General features: G+C 71.3%; 18 protein-coding genes and 1 tRNA gene. 14 read left to right on the plus strand and 5 right to left on the minus strand.

The window, feature by feature from the left end:
* Window positions 1–93: 93 nt before the first annotated feature.
* From ACWGIF_RS07065 to mycP, 3 genes are read left to right on the plus strand one after another with little or no spacing between them, the layout of a single operon-like run.
* A complete protein-coding gene (locus tag ACWGIF_RS07065; RefSeq protein WP_453492236.1) occupies window positions 94–606 on the plus strand; it encodes a hypothetical protein in 513 nt (170 codons plus the stop codon).
* A 41-nt stretch (window positions 607–647) separates the two neighbouring features.
* Window positions 648–2081 (plus strand): WXG100 family type VII secretion target, encoded by a 1434-nt coding sequence (locus tag ACWGIF_RS07070; protein WP_453492239.1) that lies wholly within the window; start codon window positions 648–650, stop codon window positions 2079–2081.
* Between the two features lie 21 nt (window positions 2082–2102).
* On the plus strand, window positions 2103–3284 hold the full coding sequence (mycP, locus tag ACWGIF_RS07075; RefSeq protein WP_453492242.1) for a type VII secretion-associated serine protease mycosin: 1182 nt from the start codon (window positions 2103–2105) through the stop codon (window positions 3282–3284).
* A gap of 201 nt (window positions 3285–3485) precedes the next feature.
* On the opposite strand, the gene ACWGIF_RS07080 is transcribed toward mycP, so the two are convergent.
* Window positions 3486–3557: transfer RNA gene (locus tag ACWGIF_RS07080), tRNA-Cys, on the minus strand.
* Between the two features lie 181 nt (window positions 3558–3738).
* Between ACWGIF_RS07080 and ACWGIF_RS07085 the strand changes: the two genes are divergently transcribed.
* The 6 genes from ACWGIF_RS07085 to ACWGIF_RS07110 all read left to right on the plus strand — a co-directional run bounded on the left by ACWGIF_RS07085 (window position 3739) and on the right by ACWGIF_RS07110 (window position 9834).
* Window positions 3739–5202, plus strand: coding sequence for an MFS transporter (locus ACWGIF_RS07085; protein WP_453492245.1), 1464 nt, complete (start codon window positions 3739–3741; stop codon window positions 5200–5202).
* A 43-nt stretch (window positions 5203–5245) separates the two neighbouring features.
* Complete coding sequence (locus tag ACWGIF_RS07090) at window positions 5246–5443, plus strand: Arc family DNA-binding protein (protein ID WP_453492465.1); 198 nt, start codon at window positions 5246–5248, stop codon at window positions 5441–5443.
* Window positions 5444–5827: a type II toxin-antitoxin system death-on-curing family toxin gene (locus tag ACWGIF_RS07095; RefSeq protein WP_453492248.1), complete on the plus strand. Its 384-nt coding sequence runs from the start codon at window positions 5444–5446 to the stop codon at window positions 5825–5827.
* A 136-nt stretch (window positions 5828–5963) separates the two neighbouring features.
* Window positions 5964–7748: a DEAD/DEAH box helicase gene (locus ACWGIF_RS07100; protein WP_453492251.1), complete on the plus strand. Its 1785-nt coding sequence runs from the start codon at window positions 5964–5966 to the stop codon at window positions 7746–7748.
* 428 nt (window positions 7749–8176) lie between these two features.
* Complete coding sequence (locus tag ACWGIF_RS07105; RefSeq protein WP_007264382.1) at window positions 8177–8818, plus strand: IclR family transcriptional regulator; 642 nt, start codon at window positions 8177–8179, stop codon at window positions 8816–8818.
* Window positions 8819–9096: 278 nt separating this feature from the next.
* Window positions 9097–9834 (plus strand): S16 family serine protease, encoded by a 738-nt coding sequence (locus tag ACWGIF_RS07110; RefSeq protein WP_453492468.1) that lies wholly within the window; start codon window positions 9097–9099, stop codon window positions 9832–9834.
* Window positions 9835–9912: 78 nt separating this feature from the next.
* On the opposite strand, the gene ACWGIF_RS07115 is transcribed toward ACWGIF_RS07110, so the two are convergent.
* A complete protein-coding gene (locus ACWGIF_RS07115) occupies window positions 9913–10392 on the minus strand; it encodes an Lrp/AsnC family transcriptional regulator (protein WP_453492254.1) in 480 nt (159 codons plus the stop codon).
* A gap of 142 nt (window positions 10393–10534) precedes the next feature.
* Between ACWGIF_RS07115 and hppD the strand changes: the two genes are divergently transcribed.
* Complete coding sequence (hppD, locus tag ACWGIF_RS07120) at window positions 10535–11680, plus strand: 4-hydroxyphenylpyruvate dioxygenase (protein ID WP_453492256.1); 1146 nt, start codon at window positions 10535–10537, stop codon at window positions 11678–11680.
* 196 nt (window positions 11681–11876) lie between these two features.
* Here hppD and ACWGIF_RS07125 read toward each other — a convergent pair whose 3' ends face one another.
* On the minus strand, window positions 11877–13412 hold the full coding sequence (locus tag ACWGIF_RS07125) for a tetratricopeptide repeat protein (RefSeq protein ID WP_453492259.1): 1536 nt from the start codon (window positions 13410–13412) through the stop codon (window positions 11877–11879).
* Window positions 13413–13508: 96 nt separating this feature from the next.
* Here ACWGIF_RS07125 and ACWGIF_RS07130 point away from each other — a divergent pair, with 96 nt between their 5' ends.
* Window positions 13509–14891 (plus strand): FAD-binding oxidoreductase, encoded by a 1383-nt coding sequence (locus ACWGIF_RS07130; protein WP_453492262.1) that lies wholly within the window; start codon window positions 13509–13511, stop codon window positions 14889–14891.
* Window positions 14892–14957: 66 nt separating this feature from the next.
* Here ACWGIF_RS07130 and ACWGIF_RS07135 read toward each other — a convergent pair whose 3' ends face one another.
* Window positions 14958–15437: an SsgA family sporulation/cell division regulator gene (locus ACWGIF_RS07135; RefSeq protein WP_453492265.1), complete on the minus strand. Its 480-nt coding sequence runs from the start codon at window positions 15435–15437 to the stop codon at window positions 14958–14960.
* Between the two features lie 257 nt (window positions 15438–15694).
* Between ACWGIF_RS07135 and ACWGIF_RS07140 the strand changes: the two genes are divergently transcribed.
* A complete protein-coding gene (locus tag ACWGIF_RS07140) occupies window positions 15695–17431 on the plus strand; it encodes an RDD family protein (protein WP_453492268.1) in 1737 nt (578 codons plus the stop codon).
* An 89-nt stretch (window positions 17432–17520) separates the two neighbouring features.
* Window positions 17521–18258, plus strand: a complete 738-nt coding sequence (locus ACWGIF_RS07145; RefSeq protein ID WP_453492271.1) for an RDD family protein — start codon at window positions 17521–17523, stop codon at window positions 18256–18258.
* Between the two features lie 85 nt (window positions 18259–18343).
* Here ACWGIF_RS07145 and ACWGIF_RS07150 read toward each other — a convergent pair whose 3' ends face one another.
* Window positions 18344–18658 carry a hypothetical protein gene (locus tag ACWGIF_RS07150; RefSeq protein ID WP_453492274.1) on the minus strand — a complete coding sequence of 105 codons (315 nt, stop codon included), beginning with the start codon at window positions 18656–18658 and terminating at the stop codon, window positions 18344–18346.
* Between the two features lie 444 nt (window positions 18659–19102).
* Between ACWGIF_RS07150 and ACWGIF_RS07155 the strand changes: the two genes are divergently transcribed.
* Complete coding sequence (locus tag ACWGIF_RS07155) at window positions 19103–21496, plus strand: immune inhibitor A domain-containing protein (RefSeq protein ID WP_453492277.1); 2394 nt, start codon at window positions 19103–19105, stop codon at window positions 21494–21496.
* The last annotated feature ends 38 nt before the right edge of the window (window positions 21497–21534 follow it).

The raw sequence follows: 21534 nt of genomic DNA on the forward strand, positions 1-21534 counted from the left end.
GTGTGCACGCGTGCGTGGACACGGGTGCGAACGGGGACGGGGAGCGGCGCTGGCGCTGCGACCACGGGGAGTCGGGGAGTCGGGGAGGCCATCGTGGCAGAGGACAACGGGTCGGGTCTGGCCGGAATCGGCACCGCCATGGGCGCGACGAGCGCGGCGATCGCAGCGCAGGCGACCGCGCAGGCGGCCGCGGCGCTGCGGGTCCAGTACGAGGATCTGAAGGGCTACAAGAACCTGGTGGACGGCCTCCTGACGACGCTTCAGGAGTCCCCCGCGCATCACGGGAAGATCGCCGACGGCACCCTGCCGACGGGTGTACTGGGCAAGGGCTTCGCCGAGGCCGACAACCTCTACAAGGCGTACAACACCGTCCACTCGGAGCTGCAGAAGCTGTCGAAGGGTCTGGCGGCGCAGATCGAGGGCCTGGGCATCGCCATCCAGTCGGCGGACGGTGGGTACACAGCGGTGGACGAGGAAGCGAAGCGGCGCATGCTCGCCATCTCCAAGCAGGCCCATGAAGAGTACGTCCCGAAGCGCGACCCGTACGCGGAGAAGACGGCTGACGGGTCGCAGCCGACCGTGACGAAGAAGGGCGGCGGCTTCTGATGACGGATTTTGAGGGATACACACACGCCCAACTTCACGCGATGGTCGCGTCGCTCGACCCGGGCAAGGTCGAAGAGTTGGGCACGCAGCTCACCGAAGCCGCCAAGGCGATCGAGACGATCGGGAACAAGCTCAAGGATCACAAGGTCAAGGGCTGGGAGGGCGAAGCGGCCACGGCGTTCCAGAACTGGGTGAACCAGGCGGGCAGCGCCACGCTCGTGCTGTCCAAGTACAGCGCCGACGGCGGCAAGTACATGACCGACGCGGCCCAGGTCATGCGCGAGGTCAAGCCCACCGCGGACGACAAGGGGGGCATGCCCCCTTACAACGCGGGCGAGGACGCCGCGCGCAAGCAAGCACTCGAGATCGCACGCGAGCACCGCAACGAACCGGATGCGATCGCGCTCGGCCAGACGGCGTGGCATGAGCTGAACGACAACCACAATCGCGCCGTGATCGCGCTGAACAAGCTGGCCGGGGCGTACGAGCAGTCGACCTTGCAGATGAACAAGGCGGAGATCCCGACGTTCCCGCCGCCGCCAGATGTGCTTGTACCGCCGAACGTGGGCGGTTCGCAAGACGTGGCAAGGTCTGGCGGGGGTGACAGTGGAGGGGCAGGCTCGACCGGGTCCTCCTACACCACTTCGGGCTCGTCCACCAGTGTGCCTTCGAGTGATCCTGGATGGGTGCCTGGGCGCCAGCCGCAGCTGGACAGCATGGTCCCGTCGGTGTCCGTGCCGTCGATCCCGGACCGCGACGTGGACGTGGATCTCGACTCGGTTGCCACGCTCCCGGAGCGGACCGCGCCTCCGGTGACGACCGCGCCGGGCGGCCCGCTGCCCACAGGCCCCGGCGGCCCCAACCCCGGTCCCGTTCCCCCGCCTCTCACCTTCCCTGGGGTCGGCGGTGCGAAGCCGCCCAGTCTCGTCACCGGCCCGGGCGGAATCGGCCCGTTCCCGGGTCCCAGCGGTCCCGGCGTTCCTGGAGGCCGGTTCGGCGGCATGCCCCCGGGCGGGCCAGCGCGTGACTCCGGCATCATGGGCGGCCGACCCGTGACGTCCACCGGACCCAGTGCCGGCATCCCGCGCGGCACCGTCATCGGCGAAAACCCTCCAGTCGGCCGTGGCGTGGGCGGTGGCATGGGTCCTGGTGTCGGCGGTGGACACGTCGGCCAGGGTGGCTTTCCGGCGGGCCGTCGACTGGCCTCGGAGCCGGGCGGCGTCGTCGGAGGGCGTCAGCCTAGTGTGGTCGGCCGCCCGATCGCAGGCGGTCAGCCGTTCACCCAGGGCGGTTCAGGCCTCGTGCGCAACGGCGCAGGTGGTACGGGCGTCGGCGCGATGGGGCAGGCGGGAGCAGGTGCACAGACTCCGGGCAGGCGACAGGACGACCAGCGGGGCGAACGCCCCGACTACCTGGCCGAAGACGAAGAGACCTGGCAGGGCAACCGTCGTGTTGTTCCGCCGGTGATCGACTGAGCAGAACGGACATCGCACGGGATGCACATGCGTAAGGCGACCGCGGCGCTGATGGGTCTCCTGCTGGCTGGGGTCGCCGCGACCCCGGCTCATGCGGAGACCATTCGATCGCAGCAATGGCATCTCGACGCCATGAAGGCCGACGAAATTTGGAAGGTCACCACCGGTAAGGGAATCACCGTCGCGGTGATCGATACGGGCGTCAACCGAATCCCCGAACTCGAGGGGCAGGTCGTACCCGGTGCGGTCTTTCCCGTCGGTGATGCCCCTGGTGACAAAGACAACGACTACGAGGGGCACGGCACCAGCATTTCCGCGATTATCGCTGCTAGCGGGAAGCACCCAAGTGGTGACGGCGCATTCGGGCTGGCACCTGGCGTCAAGATCCTACCGATCCGGGTGCCCGACATGCTGGAAGGGGCGAGTACCCCATCGATCGTCGCGGCTATTCGATACGCGGCAGACTCGGACGCCAAGGTCATCAATATTTCCCTGGCTACTGGCGGGAAGCCAGAGGATGATCGGGATCGCGCTGAAGCGGTGAAGTATGCACTCTCCAAGGGGAAGTTGCTTTTTGCCGGCGTCGGCAATAACGGGAACTCAACGAACAGGCTTCTCTACCCGGCCGGGACTCCCGGCGTGGTGGGTGTCGGAGCAGTGGACTCCACAGGCGAGCCGACCAAAGAATCGCAGCATGGCCCTCAAGTCGACCTGGCTGCACCCGGCATGAACATCGTGACGGCTTGTAAAGGGAAGACGGGTCTCTGCACGGCCCACGGCACCAGTGACGCGACCGCCCTTGCCTCCGCCTCCGCCGCCCTTCTCTGGTCAGCCCACCCCGACTGGACGAACAACCAGGTGCTGCGCGTCCTCCTGAACACCGCAGGCAAGCCCACCGACGGCTCGCAGCGCAACGACTACATCGGGTACGGCATCGCCCGCCCCCGGGTCGCGCTGCAGACCCCCGGCGACCCCGGCCCCGCCGATGTCTACCCGCTGCCCGACCTGGCGGCGGCGGACGCGAGCAAGAAGCCCTCCAGCTCACCCGACGGCAAGGCCCCCGATGCCTCGGCCACCAAGCCCGCGCCGCAGGCCGAGAAGAAGACGAGCGGCAGCGTGCTTCCCTGGATCGGCCTCGGTCTGGGAGCCTGCGTGCTGATCGGTGGGGCCGTGACCGTGGTCGTCGTACGCCGTAACCGCTGATCCACCTGAACCCGCACAACCTGAACGTGCACGACCTGACCTGATCCGACCGGCCCTGACTGGGGAGTTCACGCGATGTCGTTCGACGAGGAATGGTCGGCGGCTCGCGCCACGGCGAAGCAGCAGAACCGGTGCGCCGGCTAGAGCCGGTGCAGGCGAAGGCCGCCCAGGGGTGCGCCTTCCCCCGGGCGGCTCGCCGCGAAGCCGTGACCGGAATCGAACCGGCGTAACTCGCTTTGCAGGCGAGTCCCTCAACCACTCGGGCACACGGCTGTGAGGTGGTGATGTCCATGACCGTACGGGGGGCTTCGGGCCCGGGGAAGGGATCCGGGGCCGCCGCAATGTGACTGCCATGCCGCGTTCACACGGGCCGGAGGACTAGGTCTCCGGGACCATGCCGGGATCCGTCGAATTGACAGGGTCGCGACAGGGGTACGCACCTTACTCTGGGGCGATGAGCGCCCTAGAGCCCCGTGTGCCCCAGAGAACCGCGCCGGTCCCGCCCCTGCCACAGGGCGGGATCCTGGGGCCCGCGTACCGGACGATCAGCATCGGGATCATCTCCGTCGTCTTCCTGATCGCCTTCGAGGCCACCGCCGTGGGCACGGCCATGCCCGTCGCCGCGCGGGAGCTGGACGGGATCGGGCTCTACGCGTTCGCCTTCTCCGCCTACTTCACGACCAGCCTCTTCGGCATGGTCCTGGCCGGGCAGTGGGCCGACCGGCAGGGGCCGCTGCGGCCGCTGACCGTCGGCATCGCGTCGTTCGCCGCGGGGCTCGTCGTCTCCGGGACCGCCGGGGCCATGTGGCTGTTCGTCCTGGGCCGGGCCGTGCAGGGCTTCGGCGGCGGGCTGGTCATCGTCGCCCTGTACGTGGTGGTCAGCCGGGCCTACGAGGAGCGCGTGCGCCCCGCCATCATGGCGGCCTTCGCCGCGTGCTGGGTGGTCCCCTCGATCGTCGGCCCGCTGGCCTCGGGCACGGTCACCGAGCACCTCGGCTGGCGGTGGGTGTTCCTCGGGACACCGGCCCTCGTCGTCGTACCGCTGATGGTGGCCCTGCCCGCGATACGGCGGACCGCGTCCGGGCCCGTCGACCCCGAGGCGCCGCCCGTGGCCTTCGACCGGCGGCGGATCCGGCTGGCCCTCGGGATCTCGCTGGGCGCGGGCCTGCTCCAGTACGCCGCCCAGGACCTGCGGTGGCTGTCGCTGGGGCCGGGCATCGCCGGCGCGGCCCTGCTGGTCCCCGCCGTGCTCGGGCTGCTGCCGCGCGGTACCTACCTGGCGCGGCGCGGACTGCCGTCCGTCGTGCTGCTGCGCGGGGTGGCCGCCGGGTCGTTCATCGCGGCGGAGAGCTTCGTACCGCTGATGCTGGTGACGCAGCGGGGGCTGAGCCCGACGATGGCCGGGTTCTCCCTCGCGCTGGGCGGGGTGACGTGGGCGGGCGGCTCGTGGGTGCAGTCGCAGGGGCGGACGGCTCCGTACCGGGAACGGCTCATGGTGATCGGGATGGTGCTGGTGGCGCTGGCCATCGCCGCGGCGCCCGCCGTGCTGATCGAGTCCGTGCCGGTGTGGACGCTGGCGCTGGCCTGGGCGGTCGGCTGCCTGGGCATGGGGCTGGTGATCGGCTCGACGAGCGTGCTGTTGCTGAAGCTGTCGGCGCCGGAGGAGGCGGGGTCGAATTCCGCCTCTCTGCAGATCTCGGACGCGCTGGCGAACGTGGTGCTGCTGGCCGGCGGGGGCGCCGCCTTCGCCGCGCTGGGGGGCGGCGCCGTGGGGGCCGCGCATGCCGTCACCGCCGGGGGGACGGTCTCGCACCCCGGCGCGTTCGTGGTGGTGTTCCTCCCTATGGCGTGCGTGGCGCTGGTCGGGGCCTGGGTCGCGACCCGGCTCGAGCCCCTCCCCACGCCTGCCGCAAAGTAGTACCACGGTGGCCCCACTGCGGTGGTACCGTTTTGGTATGGCGATGAACCTGCGTCTCCGTGACGACCAGCAAGAGGCCCTCAAGATCCGTGCTGAGCAAGAGGGCCGCAGCATGCACGCCGTAGTGCTCCAGGCGATCGACCGCTATCTCGAACAGGAAGCGGACCGCGAGACGGTCCGCCGACTGGGCGAGAAGTACGCCAAGGGTCACGCCGACCTGCTGCGCCGCCTGGGGGAGTGAGTGAAGTACCTGACCGTCCAGGAAGCCCTGGACCTGGCTGAGCTCGCGATGGCGGGACAGCAGGTCGCGGTCCGCGACCTGGGCCTGCTCAGCTCCGCCGTGCACCGGCCGCGATCCCAGATGTTCGGGGTCGAGGCGTACACGGACCTGTTCGAGAAGGCCGGCGCACTGCTCCAGTCCCTCGCCGTCAACCACCCCTTGGTGGACGGGAACAAGCGCATGGCGTGGATGTGCACCGTCGTGTTCCTTGACTTCAACGGGACCGAAATGATCGACGTCGATCAGGACGAGTCGTACAAGCTGGTGATCGAGGTGGCGACCGGCGGCCTCGAAGACGTGGCGCAGCTCGCGCGCCGGCTGCGGGCGCTGCACGAGGCGATGTGACGCTCGCCGCACCGCCCGAGGTCACGGGCCTGTCCCTCCGCGAGGGGCGGGCCCGTCCCGGTAGGGTGGCCCGGTTGTCCTACGTACGACTGCCTGCCACCCGTACCAGATACACCGAGAGCACGAACCGGAGACCGTGACTACTACCGCCTCCCACCACCTCTCACCCGCCTTCCCCGGCCGTGCTCCCTGGGGCACCGCCAGCGCGCTGCGCGCCTGGCAGCAGGGGGCGCTGGACCGCTACATCCAGACCCAGCCGCGGGACTTCCTCGCGGTCGCGACGCCCGGCGCAGGCAAGACCACCTTCGCGCTGACCCTCGCCTCCTGGCTGCTGCACCACCACGTCGTCCAGCAGGTGACCGTGGTCGCGCCGACCGAGCACCTCAAGAAGCAGTGGGCGGAGGCGGCGGCGAGGATAGGCATCCGTCTCGACCCCGAGTACTCCGCCGGACCGCTCAGCAAGGACTACCACGGGGTCGCCGTCACCTATGCCGGTGTCGGCGTGCGGCCGATGCTGCACCGCAACCGCTGCGAGCAGCGCAAGACCCTGGTGATCCTCGACGAGATCCACCACGCCGGCGACTCGAAGTCCTGGGGCGAGGCCTGCCTGGAGGCCTTCGACCCGGCGACCCGGCGCCTGGCCCTGACCGGTACGCCCTTCCGGTCCGACACCAACCCCATCCCCTTCGTGACCTATGAAGAGGGGAACGACGGGATCCGGCGGTCGTCCGCCGACTACACCTACGGCTACGGCAACGCGCTCGGCGACGGCGTCGTCCGGCCGGTCATCTTCCTCTCCTACAGCGGCAACATGCGCTGGCGGACCAAGGCAGGCGACGAGATCGCCGCCCGGCTCGGCGAGCCGATGACCAAGGACGCCATCTCGCAGGCCTGGCGCACGGCGCTGGACCCGCGCGGCGACTGGATGCCGAACGTCCTGCGCGCCGCCGACCAGCGCCTGACGGAGGTCAGGAAGGGCATCCCGGACGCGGGCGGCCTCGTCATCGCCTCCGACCAGGACTCGGCGCGCGCCTACGCCAAGCTGCTGCGGGAGATCACCGGCAGCAAGGCGACCGTGGTGCTCTCCGACGACACCGGCGCCTCGAAGCGGATCGACGAGTTCAGCGCGGACGGCAGCCGCTGGATGGTGGCGGTCCGGATGGTGTCCGAGGGCGTCGACGTACCCCGCCTCGCGGTGGGCGTGTACGCGACGACCATTTCCACCCCGCTGTTCTTCGCCCAGGCCGTCGGGCGCTTCGTGCGCTCGCGCCGGCGCGGCGAGACGGCCTCCGTGTTCCTTCCGACCATTCCCTACCTCCTCGGCTTCGCCAACGAGATGGAGGTCGAGCGTGACCACGTCCTCGACAAGCCGAAGAAGCAGGGCGAGGAGGATCCGTACGCCGAGTCCGAGAAGGAGATGGACGAGGCGAACAAGCAGGAGGACGAGGACACCGGCGAGGACGAGCAGATGTCCTTCGAGGCGCTGGAGTCCGACGCGGTCTTCGACCGGGTGCTGTACGACGGCGCCGAGTTCGGCATGCAGGCGCACCCGGGCAGCGAGGAGGAGCAGGACTACCTCGGCATTCCCGGGCTGCTGGAGCCGGACCAGGTGCAGATGCTGCTGCAGAAGCGGCAGTCGCGGCAGATCGCGCACAGCCGGCGCAAGCCCGACGCGGAGGCGGACCTGCTGGAGCTGCCGGCCGACCGGCGTCCGGTGGTCTCGCACAAGGAACTGCTGGAGCTGCGGAAGTCGCTGAACACGATGGTGGGCGCGTACGTCCACCAGAGCGGGAAGCCGCACGGGGTGATCCACACGGAGCTGCGCCGGGTGTGCGGCGGGCCGCCGAGCGCGGAGGCGACCGCGGGGCAGCTGCGCGAGCGGATCAAGAAGGTGCAGGAGTGGGCCACCCGCATGCGGTGAGTGGAGGCTGCGGCCGTGGTCGGGGCTGATGTCGTCCCCGCCGTGGTCGCCCGCGAGGGAGAAGCGGGTGGGCGGGGTGTCCTTGCCGAACTTCATCCGAAGCCTGAAGTCGAAGACCTCGTTCTTTTGAACATGCTCAGAGTCATGGGGCCGTAAAGACGTCCTGTGGCAATGGTGGTCACGAATCGACACCAGCAGCGGTCAGGAACCGGCATAAACAGGTAGCACGCGCCCGGATTCTGGACGAGCCCTTCCGCTGAGCGGACCTGCTCGCTACTGTCCCCGCATCGAACGCACCGTGGCAGCGCCGCCGCGGGAGCGCAGCCGGTGCCATGGCCGCTACCGGCGGCCTCTCCGTGCGCCGCCGCGGGACCGGCGGCGCGCCACCGCGAGAGTCACCGCCGCTCACCGAAAGAGGGAGAGGCGTCGTGACCGCGGAAACCTCCCAGACTCTCGACAGAGGGCTCAGAGTCCTCAAACTGCTCGCCGACACCGACCACGGTCTGACCGTCACCGAGCTCTCCAACCGCCTCGGTGTGAACCGCACCGTGGTCTACCGGCTCCTCGCCACCCTGGAACAGCACGCCCTGGTCCGCCGCGACCTCGGCGGCCGGGCCCGCGTCGGGCTCGGCGTGCTGCGGCTGGGCCGACAGGTGCACCCGCTCGTACGGGAGGCAGCGCTGCCCGCGCTGCGGTCGCTCGCCGAGGACATAGGTGCCACCGCGCACCTGACACTCGTCGACGGCACCGAGGCGCTCGCCGTCGCCGTCGTGGAGCCGACCTGGACGGACTACCACGTGGCCTACCGGGCCGGCTTCCGCCACCCGCTGGACCGCGGGGCCGCCGGGCGGGCCATTCTGGCCGCCCGTCAGGGCTCCCTCATCGAGCCGGGGTACACGCTGACCCACGGGGAGCTGGAAGCGGGCGCGAGCGGCGCCGCCGCGCCGCTCGTGGGGATCACCGGGCTGGAGGGCAGCGTCGGCGTCGTCATGCTGGCCGACGCGGTGCCGGAGCGGGTCGGGCCGCGGGTGGTCGACGCGGCGCGCGAGGTCGCGGACGCGTTGCGCTGAGCCGCGGGCTCGGCGGATCCCTCCCGGTACCCGTTCTCTGCCGGGTGCGGCGCCGTCGCCGGGGGCGCCGCCCCCGGACCCCCGCGCCTTACACGCCCGCGGGGCTGGAGGGGCGACTCGAGCGCCGAGAGGGCTGGACGGGCCCGGGGCTGGAGTCGCCCGGCGGGGCCGGATGGGCGCCGGGGGAGGATGGTGGCGGCGGCGGATAGATTGGGCGGGTGCTCACTCGCCTCACACGTCTGCCGCGTCCCGCCGCCCTGGCCGTCTGCGCCGCGCCCATGCTCGGGCTGTTCGCCGCCGCGGCCTTCGCGCCCCTGCCCTTCGTGGTCGCCATTCCGGGTCTGACGGCCGACGTGCTGGGCTCCGACAAGGGCAGGCAGGTCATCACCGTCACCGGAGCCCCCGTCCGGGAGACCAAGGGCCAGCTGCGCATGACCACCATCCAGGCCACCGGTCCGTCCTCGACCATGAAGCTGCACGAGCTCGTCGGGCACTGGTTCAGGACCGATCAGGCGGTCCTGCCGCGGGAGGCCGTCTACTCCTCGGGCGGAACCGACGAGGAGATCGAGAAGCACAACCTGGAAGAAATGACCAAGTCGCAGTCGGCCGCCGCCGACGCCGCCCTCGGCTATCTCCGCAAGGACCCCAAGGACGTGAAGGTCGAGCTCAACCTCGCCGACGTCGGCGGCCCGAGCGCCGGGCTCCTCTTCTCCCTCGGCATCGTCGACAAGCTCGACGGCGACGGCAGTGGCGGCGACCTCACCGGCGGGCGCAACATCGCCGGTACGGGCACCATCACCGCCGACGGCACGGTCGGCGCGGTCGGCGGGGTGGCCCTGAAGACCCAGGCCGCGCGCCGCGACGGGGCGAGCGTGTTCCTCGTACCGAAGGCCGAGTGCGCGGACGCCCAGGCGGAACTCCCCGAGGGGCTGCGGCTGGTCCCCGTCACCTCGCTGACGGATGCGGTGAACGCTCTGCGTGCGCTGAACCGGGGAGAGGCCGCCCCGTCCTGCTGACGCCCGGCTTGCGGTCCAGACCGCGCCAGGCCGGGAAGACCAGCGGGGCGAGTGTCGTCGGCAGTAGTCGGTCGGAGCTCAGGGCGGGCCGTCGTCCTCCGCCGCCTGTTCGACCAGCGGGATGATCCGCAGAGGCACCGGGTTCTCCATGACGATCGCCGTCGAAGCCCTGACGATCCCCTCGAACCCGACGACGCGGTCGATCACCCGCTGGAGGTCGGCGTTCGACCGGGCCACGAGCCGGCACAGCATGTCCCCGTGCCCGGTGGTGGTGTGCAGCTCCAGCACCTCCGGCACTCCGTCCAGGTGGGCCCGTACGTCGGCCCCCTGCCCCTGCTTGATCTCCAGGGTGGCGAAGGCGGTCACCGGATAGCCGAGGGCCGTCGGGTCCACCTGCGGGCCGAAGCCGCGGATCACCCCGTTCGACTGGAGGCGGTCCAGGCGGGCCTGGACGGTGCCGCGGGCCACTCCGAGACGGCGCGAGGCCTCCAGGACGCCGATCCGCGGTTCGCGGGCGAGCAGGACGATGAGCCGGCCGTCGAGATCGTCGATGCCCATGGGAGGCCTCCGGGTGCCCACGCATGCTCGCGGGTGGTCATAGTGCACAGATGTTTCAGCCATCCTGCGCTCATGCTGGGCAGTCTGTACAGCCAAACAGGAAACTATTGCGCAGCTTGTGGATCGGCGGGACTCTGCCCTCATGACTGAGACCCTCGACACCACCCCGCACACCGCGCGTGAGGCAGACCCCTTCCCGGTGAAGGGCATGGACGCGGTCGTCTTCGCCGTCGGCAACGCCAAGCAGGCCGCGCACTACTACTCGACCGCCTTCGGCATGAAGCTCGCGGCCTACTCCGGACCGGAGAACGGCAGCCGCGAGACGGCCAGCTACGTCCTGACCAACGGATCCGCCCGCTTCGTGCTGACCTCGGTCATCAAGCCGGCGACCGACCACGGCCGCTTCCTCGCCGAGCACGTCGCCGAGCACGGCGACGGCGTCATCGACCTCGCGATCGAGGTCCCGGACGTCCGTGCGGCGTACGCCTACGCCGTCGAGCAGGGCGCGCGCGGCCTGGAAGAGCCGTACGAGGTCAAGGACGAGCACGGCACGGTCGTGCTGGCCGCGATCGCGACGTACGGCCAGACCCGCCACACGCTGGTCGAGCGCGGCGACTACACCGGCCCGTACCTGCCCGGCTACGTGGCAGTCGAGCCGATGGTCGCGCCGCCGGCCAAGCGGACCTTCCAGGCCATCGACCACTGCGTCGGCAACGTGGAACTCGGCCGGATGAACGAGTGGGTCGCGTTCTACAACAAGGTCATGGGCTTCACGAACATGAAGGAGTTCGTGGGCGACGACATCGCGACCGAGTACTCGGCGCTGATGTCCAAGGTGGTCGCGGACGGCACCAAGAAGGTCAAGTTCCCGATCAACGAGCCGGCGATCGCGAAGAAGAAGTCGCAGATCGACGAGTACCTGGAGTTCTACAACGGCCCCGGCGTCCAGCACATCGCGCTGGCCTCGAACGACATCGTCTCGACGGTGCGCTCGATGCGCGCGGCGGGCGTCCAGTTCCTCTCCGTCCCGGACACCTACTACGACACGCTCGGCGAGTGGGTCGGCGACACCCGGGTGCCGATCGACGAGCTGCGCGAGCTGAAGATCCTGGCCGACCGCGACGAGGACGGCTACCTGCTGCAGATCTTCACCAAGCCGGTGCAGGACCGCCCGACGGTCTTCTTCGAGATCATCGAGCGCCACGGCTCGATGGGCTTCGGCAAGGGCAACTTCAAGGCGCTGTTCGAGGCGATCGAGCGGGAGCAGGAGAAGCGCGGCAACCTCTAGCCTGCGACTCCCGGACCCCCTGGCCGCCGCCGGGGGGTCCGTCCGTGCCCGGGTGCGGTGCGGCGCCGTGACCGGGGGCGCCGCCTCGAACGCCGACGGGGCTGGACACGTCCGCGGCCCCGCGAGGGGAGGGCCGCGGCCAGGTCAGCCTGTCGGCCTGTCGGCCTGTCGGCCTGCCGGGCCGTCGGTCAGTCGGTCAGCCGGTGGACGAGGACGGCGACGGCTTCGGTTCCGGTGACGGCTTCGGCGCCGCCGACGCCGCCGCGGGCGTCGGCGTCGGGCTGGGCTTCGGAAGCACCGGCTCCACCCACGGAGTGACCGGCCGCAGGTTTTCCGGTCCGCCCGCCGGCGGCTGGCCGATCGACGCCAGGGCCTGCTTGGCCCGCGGCCCGCGCAACGGCGAGAAGTGCGGGTTCGTCCGCAAAGCCTCCTGGAAGTGGCGCCGGGCCGACGCCTCGTCGCCGAGGCCGCGCTCGATCATCGCCCGGTGGTACGCGAAGTCGGCGCTGCGCAGCCCCGGCTCCGTGGCCTTCTTCGCGTACTCCAGCGCCGCAGCGTCCTCGCCCGCCTTGTGCAGCGCCCACCCCAGCGCGTCCGCGACCTGCATGCTCTTGTGCCGCGACCATTCCTCCGACAGCCGCCGCACCGCCGCCGCCGGATCGCCGTGATCCGCCTCGTACAGACCCAGGAGCACGTCGTCGTCGACGCCGTTCCTGCCGTCCCGGGTCGCCATCGCGCCCAGCATGTCGTACGGCGTGCGCGCCTCCTCCTCCCGCCCGAGCGACTCCAGCAGCTCGCCCAGTTCCCTCGCCAGCTGCGGGACCGGGGTCCGGCCCAGCGCCATCCGGTAGTCCCGTACCGCCTCCCCGTGGCGCCCCAGTGCGGCCAGCGCCCGGGCCCGGCCGCCCAGCGCCTCCGCCTGCGCCGGATCCGTCCGTAGCGCCCCCTCGTACTGCCGCAGTGCCTCCACCGCGTCGCCCCGCTCCCAGGACAGCTCGCCGAGCCGGAACAGCGCGTACGCCTTCTCCGCCGGCGCCTTCGCCGCGCCCGCCGCGTGTTCCATCGCCACCACCGCGTCCTCGCGCCAGCCGCGGTCCCGGTAGACCTGCGAGGCCCTGACGTACGCGACCAGGCCCGGCCGCAGCTCCATCAGCAGCTCCATCGCCTTCTGGGCGCCCTTGTAGTCGCCGAGCCCGGTGTACGCGTCCACCAGGACCGGGTACGCCGACCACCGCTTCGGCGCCTGCGCCCGTACGAGCTCGCCCCACTTCTTGCCGGTCCCGAAGTCCCGCCGGGCGTTGGCCAGCGCGCCCATGCCCGTCATCGCGTCGAAGTTGCCCTTCTCGGCCGGGCGGACCTCCAGCGACCGCTTCAGCGCCTTCTCCGCCTTCGGGTACCAGCCCGAGTCCGCGGTGCGCCGCGCCTGTTCGAGGTAGGCCCCGCCCAGGACCGCCCAGGAGGCGTCGTCGTCCGCGTGGGTCGCGAGCCACTTCTCCCGGTCCGCCACCAGCGCCGTCACGTCCACGGCGGCCGCGGGCGCGCCCATGCCCACCGCCGAGGCGGCACGCTCGCTCGGCCCCGGCGGGCGGGCGTCGTCACCGGTCCGGGCCGGCCGGATCAGCAGGGCCCCGGCGATCAGGACCACGGCGATTGCGGCGGCCACGAGCGTCTTGCGGCCGGTGAAGGTCACGGGCGGCGCCGGCGTCTGCGATTCCTCGTCGAAACGGTCCATGGGGTCACTGTGCGTCAATATGAAGAACATGCCGGGGTCTCCGAAGAGGGGCGCGGGCGTGTTCACACCGATGGCCCCGGGTGCCACGCTGGTCCCATGGATGACGATCTCTTCGCACGTCTGCGCAAGAGTCTGCTGGCCGGGCTCCCCGCCGAGGCGCTGCTCACCGATCCCCAGGTCACCACCTCCTACGCCACTGACATGGCCGGCTTCTGCGCCGCGGGCACCCCGGCCGCCGTCGTCCTGCCCCGCACCGTCGAACAGGTCCAGCACGTCCTGCGCACCGCCACCGATCTACGGATCCCGGTCGTCCCGCAGGGCGCCCGAACGGGCCTGTCGGGCGGAGCCAACGCCTCCGAGGGCTGCATCGTGCTGTCCCTGGTGAAGATGGACCGGATCCTGGAGATCAGCGCCGTCGACCGGATCGCCGTCGTCGAGCCGGGCGTGGTGAACGCCGTCCTCTCGCGGGCCGTCGCCGAACAGGGCCTGTACTACCCGCCCGACCCTTCCAGCTGGGAGCAGTGCACCATCGGCGGCAACATCGGCACCGCCTCGGGGGGTCTGTGCTGCGTCAAGTACGGGGTCACGGCCGAGTACGTCCTCGGCCTCGACGTGGTCCTGGCCGACGGGCGGCTGCTGCGCACGGGCCGGCGCACCGCCAAGGGCGTCGCCGGATATGACCTCACCCGGCTCTTCGTGGGCTCCGAGGGCAGTCTCGGCGTCGTCGTCCAGGCCGTGCTCGCCCTGCGGCCCGCGCCGCCCCGGCAGCTGGCGCTGGCCGCCGAGTTCCCCTCCGTCGCGGCCGCCTGCGACGCCGTCTGCGCCGTCATGGAGGCGGGCCTGACCCCCTCGCTGCTGGAACTGATGGACCGTACGACCGTCAGGGCCGTCAACGCGCTCGGCAGGATGGGCCTGCCGGAGGCCACCGAGGCCCTGCTCCTGGCCGCCTTCGACACCCCGCACGCCCCCGAGGACCTCGCGGCCGTGGGGGAGCTGTGCACGGCCGCCGGAGCCACCGCCGTCGTGCCCGCCGAGGACGAGGCGGAGTCGGAACTGCTGCTCCAGGCACGCCGGATGTCCTTCCCCGCGCTGGAGGCGCTGAGGCCCGCGACGATGATCGACGACGTGTGCGTACCGCGCTCGCGGCTCGCCGAGATGCTGGACGGGACGGCCGCCATCGCCCGCGCGCACGACCTGCTCATCGGGGTCTGCGCGCACGCGGGCGACGGCAACACCCACCCGATCGTCTGCTTCGACCCCGCCGACGAGGACGAGACGCTGCGGGCCCAGCGGTCCTTCGGCGAGATCATGGCGCTGGGTCTCTCCCTCGGCGGGACCATCACCGGCGAGCACGGGGTCGGCGTCCTGAAGAAGGAGTGGCTGGCCCGCGAACTCGGCCCGGTGGGGCTGGAGATGCAGCGCGCCGTCAAGCGGGCCTTCGACCCGCTGGGACTGCTCAACCCGGGCAAGCTCTTCTGAGACGTGCGCGGTGGGGCCGTCCGGCGTCACAGGTCACCGTCCGGCGTCACGGTTCGCCGCCCGCCATCACAGGTCCCCGTCCGCCGACTCGTCCGACGGCCACGGATCGCGCAGCCACAGGTCGTCGGCCGGGGTCGGGGTGAGCAGCTCGGCCAGCGCCGCGTCCAGGCCGAGCCGCTCGGACTCGCTGCCGGGCGGGACGACGTGCAGGGTGCGCTCCAGCCAGGCCGACACGGCGACGGCGGGGGCCTCCAGGAGGGCGTCGCCGTCGGGGGAGCTGAGCGCCATGCAGAGCACGGCCTTGTCGTCGACCTTCGTCGGCCAGATCCGGACGTCGCCGTGGCCGCACGGGCGGAACACCCCCTCGACGAGCAGCTCGCGGGCGAAGGTCCAGTTGACGGGGGTGTGGGAGCCCGTGTGGAAGGTGATGTGAACGGCGTACGGGTCGTCCGTCAGGTAGAGGAGCCGGGCGGGGACGGGGATGCTGCGCTCGGGGGACAGGACCAGCTTCAGTTCCAGCTCGCGCTCGATGACGGGGTGGTGCATGACGGCCTCACTTCGGTCGGTGCGATGGGGCCGGATGGCACCCCACACCCGCAGAGAGCGGCAGTGTGCCCGGGTATGACGCGACTTCGGGCGAGGAACCGAAGGTTGGCCTGATCCTGTCGAGTGGCCGGAAACAGTCGCAGGCTCGAGTTTCGCTCGAAGGTTGACAATCTCCCGTTACCGCACCTGTCGGGGGGCGGTTCTTGGCTATGGTCCTCCCCTGCACATGCCTCAAGCCACGATCGGAGTTGGGGACATTGACGGCTTCCCCTGGTGACGGCGAGCAAGCGGCCCGCGAGGGCTACTACCCCGATCCGTCCATCCCCGGGTACATCCGGTACTGGAACGGCGCACGCTGGGTTCCGGGTACGAGCCGCCCTGCCGCGGCAGCTCCGGCCCCTGCCGCGCAGGCGGCCCCGGCGCCGGCCCCTGTGCCCGCCCCGGTTCCGGTCGCCGCGCCCGTGTCCCCGGTCTCCCCCGTGTCCCCGGTCTCCCCGGTCTCCCCCGTCACCCCGGGCTTTCCCGCCTCCCGCGCCTCCCGCCCCGACGAGACGGGGCCCGTGTTCCTGGACGAGACCTCCATGACCGAGGCGCTGCCGGAGCCCGAATCCGCCCCGAGCCACGTTGCTTCTGCTTCTGCCGCTGCCGCTGCAAGTGCCGCTTCCGGTGCCGCCGTCGAGCCGGTCGCCGAGCCCGCGGTGTGGCAGGCCGACCCCGTGCACCAGGCCGGTTTCGGCGGGCCCCGCGACCACCGGGTGTCGTGGGGCAGCCCGCCGGAGCCCGAGGCCGACCCCGGCTCCGCTCGGCCGACCGGGATCTCCCTGGCCCGTACGGCGGCTGCCGCGGCGGCGCCCGCGAGACTCCCCGCACAGGCCCCGGCGGGGATCCTGTCGGCGCGCTCCCCGGCCGCCCAGAGCCGAGCCCAGGCCGCACAGGCCCACGCCGCACAGGCCCCGGCTTCCCAGGCCCCGGCTTCCCAGGCCGCGGCGGCCCCGGTCTCCCAGGCCCCGGCCGCCGGGGCGCCCGCCGCCCCGCCCCCGGGTCCGCAGTGGCCCGACGCCCCCGGAGCCGGCGGGTCCGGGCTCACGTCCTCCTGGCCCGAGGCGGCCGCCGCCCCCGCGCCGTCCCGGCCCGAAGCGCCGGCCGCACCGGTGAGCCGGGCGCCCCGTAGGCCCGAGGCCCTGCGGCCCGCCCCCGCCGCGACCCCCCGCCCGGCCCCCGCCGCGACTCCCCGCTCCGCCCCGGCCGCGACTACCCGCCCGGCTGCTGCCGCGACCCCCGAGCCCGCCGCGGCCCCGCGCCCCGCCGCCGTCGACGCCGCCGCCGCTTCCCGCCCCGAGGTGTGGGCACCCCGGCCCGCGGGACTCCGCCCGAAGGTGACGCAGCCCGCCGAGGCCGCCCCGGCGGAGCCCCGGACCCGGACCTGGGAGCCGCGCGGAGCCGAGGGGACCGGCCCCGGCGGCTCTGCCTCCCGCCCGGCAGGCGGCAGTACGCCGCGTGCCGTGTTCGAGCGGATGGCCGAACGAGCCGCGCGCCCCGCCGGGCTGCCCCGCCGGGCCGTGGCCCGCGCCCTGGACTCCCTCGTCTACGCCGCCGTCGCGGCGGGCGTCGCCCGGCCCCTCCTCCCCGAGGTCACCGCGCACGTACAGGCCAAGGTGGACGCCGCCCGGGCGAGCGGCCGCACCACCACCGTCTGGCTGTTCGACGGGACCATCGCGGGCTACCTGGGCATGGTCCTCGGCGCGGTCCTCGTCTTCGGGATCCTGTACGAGGCGCTGCCCACGGCCCGTTGGGGCCGCACTGTGGGCAAGAAGCTGCTCGGCGTCCGGGTGCTGTCCGCCTCCACCCAGCGCCCGCCCTCCTTCGGTGCGGCACTGGGCCGCTGGCTGGTGTACGCCTTCCTGGGCCTCCCCGGCAGCCTCTGGTGCCTCGTGGACCGCCCGCGGCGCCAGGCCTGGCACGACAAGGCGGCCAAGACGTACGTGGCCCGCTAGAGCGTCTGCGGGGGCCGCGGGCGCGCCCGCGGCCCCCGAATGGACGCGGTCCCGTTGCGGGGTTGACGGAGCCGGGTTCGACTCGGGCCATGAGTACCGACCAGCCGCCGCCGGGCCAGCCGCCCGAGGACGACCCGTTCCTCAAGAAGCCCCAGGAACCGACGCCTCCGTCGGGCGGTTCGCCGTACGGCCCGCCGCCCCCCGGAAGCGGTGGTCCGCCGCCTCCGCCTCCCGGAGGCGGAGGTGCGGGCGGAGGCGGGGGATATCCGCCCCCGCCGCCCCCGTACGGTGGCGGTGACCCGTACGGCGGAGGCGGCGGCTACGGCATGCCCGATCCGCTCGCCGGGATGCCCCCGCTCGCGGACTTCGGCAAGCGGCTGGCCGCGCGCATCATCGACGTGCTGATCGTCGCGGTCCCCCTGGCCCTCATCCAGCTGGCGTTCGGCACGAACCGGTACCGGTTCGAGACGGATCGGGGTGAGGACGTCAGCGAGCTCATCGCCAAGTCCTACAGCGGCACCGGTCTGGTGATGACTCTGATCTCGATCGTCGCGTACCTCGGCTACGACTGGTGGTTCACCCGCAAGAGCGGCCAGACGGTCGGCAAGAGGGCACTGGGCCTGCGTGTGGCGATGCTCAACGACGGCAGCGTGCCGGACTCCGGCGCCTCCCTGGGCCGCGCCGCGGTGCTCTGGCTGCCGACCCTGATCTGCTGCCCCTGCCTGTGGCCGATCGCCCTGATCGTCTCGATCCTCGTCGACAAGCCGTACAAGCAGGGTCTGCACGACAAGGTGGGCAAGACGGTGGTGGTGCAGGCCACCCGGTAGCACGTACGCAGAGCAGCGCGGGCGGCCGTCCCTCGGGACGGCCGCCCGCGCCGCGTCGCGCACCGGCTGCGCGGCGGCGGAAAGCTCAGTGGTGGACGGGGTGTTCGGCCGTGGCCGTCCGGGAGGCGGGCGCCTGGGCGGCCTGGGTCGCGTCCTCGTGGGAAGCGGAGGCCGCGGGGGCCGCCGAGGTCGCGGAGGTGCCCGCACGCGCCGCGTGGCGGCCCCGGCGCCTCGGATGGGGCACGGTCAGGGCGACGAGCAGACCCAGGGCGAGCGCGGCGGCGGAGACGACCGCGACGCCGAGTGCGGTGCTCGTCTGGGAAAGCAGCAGCATGGCGATCGTCGACACGATGACCGTGGCGGTCCCGTAGGCGAGCTGTGCGGCAGTCGGACGCGGCATGGCGATATCCGTCCTCGGGAGGGGAGGGGGAGTCGGCTCAACAGGTCGCGCGTCAAGTGACTCTATGACGGGAGATGCCCGAGAGGAACCGCCGGTAAGCGTGACCTAACACACGGTGCCGGAGCACGGGGGGCGCACGGGGTCATTTCCCGCGCCCTCGGCAGGGGGCGAAAGCGGACGGGACGGACCGGGCGAGAGGTCGGGAAGCGCCCTTCGCCCCGGAAGGCAGCGGAACGTCCGGATAGCGGAACTGCCTGACCGCATAGTGCAGTTGTAAGGGACAAGTCAAGGTCTGTCTTTTCTTGCTTCCCTCCGGTCAAATGTCGTCACTTGAGACGCGCGCCGCGCGGAACCCCCCACTCCTATGGAGAAGTTCCGACCTACGTCGCGGCCGCGGGAGGGGAACGACATCAAGTGACCAGCAATTCAGCCAGACGGCGTGCGATGCGTGCTGCCGCCGTCACCGTGACCATGGCCGCGTGCGCGACCAGCGCGACCTTCTTCAGCGTCACCGCGGCCCAGGCCGAGGACAAGGGCGCCGGCGCCCGGGCCCTCGCCCCCGCGGCCGACCGGCAGGACCCGACCGCTCCCGCCAAGGTCGTCGAGCACGACCTCAAGGGCCCGTTCAGCGAGCAGCAGGCGCAGCAGCGCGAGGCTGCCCTGGAGCAGGTCCTGACGGGCAAGAAGGACGTCGAGCAGCGCGGCGCCTCCAAGGTCGTCAAGCTCGACGACAAGAAGTACGTCGAGCTCGGCCGCGAGAAGACCGACAAGATCTTCACGATCCTCGTCGAGTTCGGCGACCAGGTCGACGACACGACCATGTTCGACCCGGACGGCCCCGGCCCCAAGCCGGCCGTTCCGAAGTTCGGCGGCACCCCCGGTCCGCTGCACAACACGATCGCCGAGCCGGACCGCGCCAAGGACAACAGCACCGCCTGGCGCAAGGACTTCAGCCGCGAGTACTTCCAGGACCTGTACTTCGCCACGGGTGAGGGCAAGGACTCGCTGAAGACCTACTACGAGAAGACCTCCTCGGGCCGTTACTCGGTCGAGGGAGAGGTCTCCGACTGGGTCAAGGTCCCGTACAACGAGGGTCGTTACGGCTCCAACTACTGCGGCCAGAGCAACTGCGCCAACGTGTGGGACACCGTCAAGGACGGCGTCGCCGCGTGGACCGAGGCCCAGAAGAAGGCCGGGAAGACCGACGCGCAGATCAAGGCGCAGCTGTCCCAGTACGACCAGTGGGACCGCTACGACTTCGACGCCGACGGCAACTTCAACGAGTCCGACGGCTACATCGACCACTTCCAGATCGTCCACGCGGGCGAGGACGAGTCGGCCGGCGGCGGCGCGCAGGGCACGCACGCCCTGTGGGCGCACCGCTGGTACGCCTACGGCACCGCGGCGGGCAAGACCGGCCCGGACAACAACAAGGCCGGCGGCACCCAGATCGGCGACACCGGCATCTGGGTCGGCGACTACACGATGCAGCCCGAGAACGGCGGCCTCGGCGTCTTCGCGCACGAGTACGGCCACGACCTCGGCCTGCCCGACCTCTACGACACCTCCGGTGGCGGCGAGAACGGCGTCGGCTTCTGGTCCCTGATGTCGGCCGGCTCCTGGCTCGGCACCGGCAAGGACTCCATAGGCGACCTCCCGGGCGACATGACCGCCTGGGACAAGCTCCAGCTGGGCTGGCTGAACTACGACACGGCCAAGGCCGCGACGAAGTCCACCCACAAGCTGGGCGTGTCGGCGTTCAACACCAAGGACAAGCAGGCGCTCGTCGTCGAGCTGCCCAAGAAGCAGGTCAAGACCGAGGTCGTCGCGCCCGCCGAGGGTTCCACCCAGTGGTGGAGCAACATGGGTGACGACCTCAAGAACACCCTGACCCGCTCGGTCGACCTGACCGGCAAGACGTCCGCCGCGCTGTCCCTCAAGGGCTGGTGGGACATCGAGGCCGACTACGACTACCTCTACACCGAGGTGTCCACGGACGGCGGCGCCAACTGGACCGCCCTCGCCGGCACCGCCGACGGCACGGCCATCCCGGCCGACGCCTCCGGCAGCCCGTCGCTCACCGGTGTCTCCGAGTCCTGGAAGTCGCTGAACTTCCCGCTCGACGCCTACGCGGGCAAGAAGATCGACCTCCGCTTCCGCTACCAGACGGACGGCGGCGCGGGCGGCAAGGGCTTCACGGCCGACGCCGTCAACGTCACCGCGGACGGCTCCACCCTGTTCACCGACGGCGCCGAGAACGGCGACAACGGCTGGACCGGCAAGGGCTTCTCCCGCATCGGCGCCAGCTTCAGCAAGGAGTACGCGCAGTACTACCTGGCCGAGAACCGCCGCTACGTCTCGTACGACAAGACCCTCAAGGTCGGCCCGTACAACTTCGGCTTCGGCAACACCCGTCCGGACTGGGTCGAGCACTACCCGTACCAGGACGGCCTGCTGATCTGGCAGTGGGACACCTCCCAGAAGGACAACAACACGAGCGCCCACCCGGGCCAGGGTCTGATCCTTCCGATCGACGCCAACGCCAAGCCCATGAAGTGGGCGGACGGCACCCTGCTCCGTAACAAGATCCAGCCGTACGATGCCGCCTTCAGTGCGTACTCGACGGATGCGTTCACCCTGCACAAGAACGGCGAGTCGCTGTTCCTGAAGCCGAAGCCCGCGAACCTGGTCTTCGACGACCACAAGGGCAAGTACTACTACGACGAGAACCCGACCGGATCGGTGAAGGTCACTGACACCAACACCAAGATCAAGATCCTGAAGGAGACCTACGACGGTGAGGTCATGACCGTCGAGGTGGGTCCCTCGAAGAAGTAATGCGGTAAAGCTGCAGGTCAAAGCATGATCGGCCGTCG

Source organism: Streptomyces sp. NPDC054849 (genome assembly GCF_053610945.1).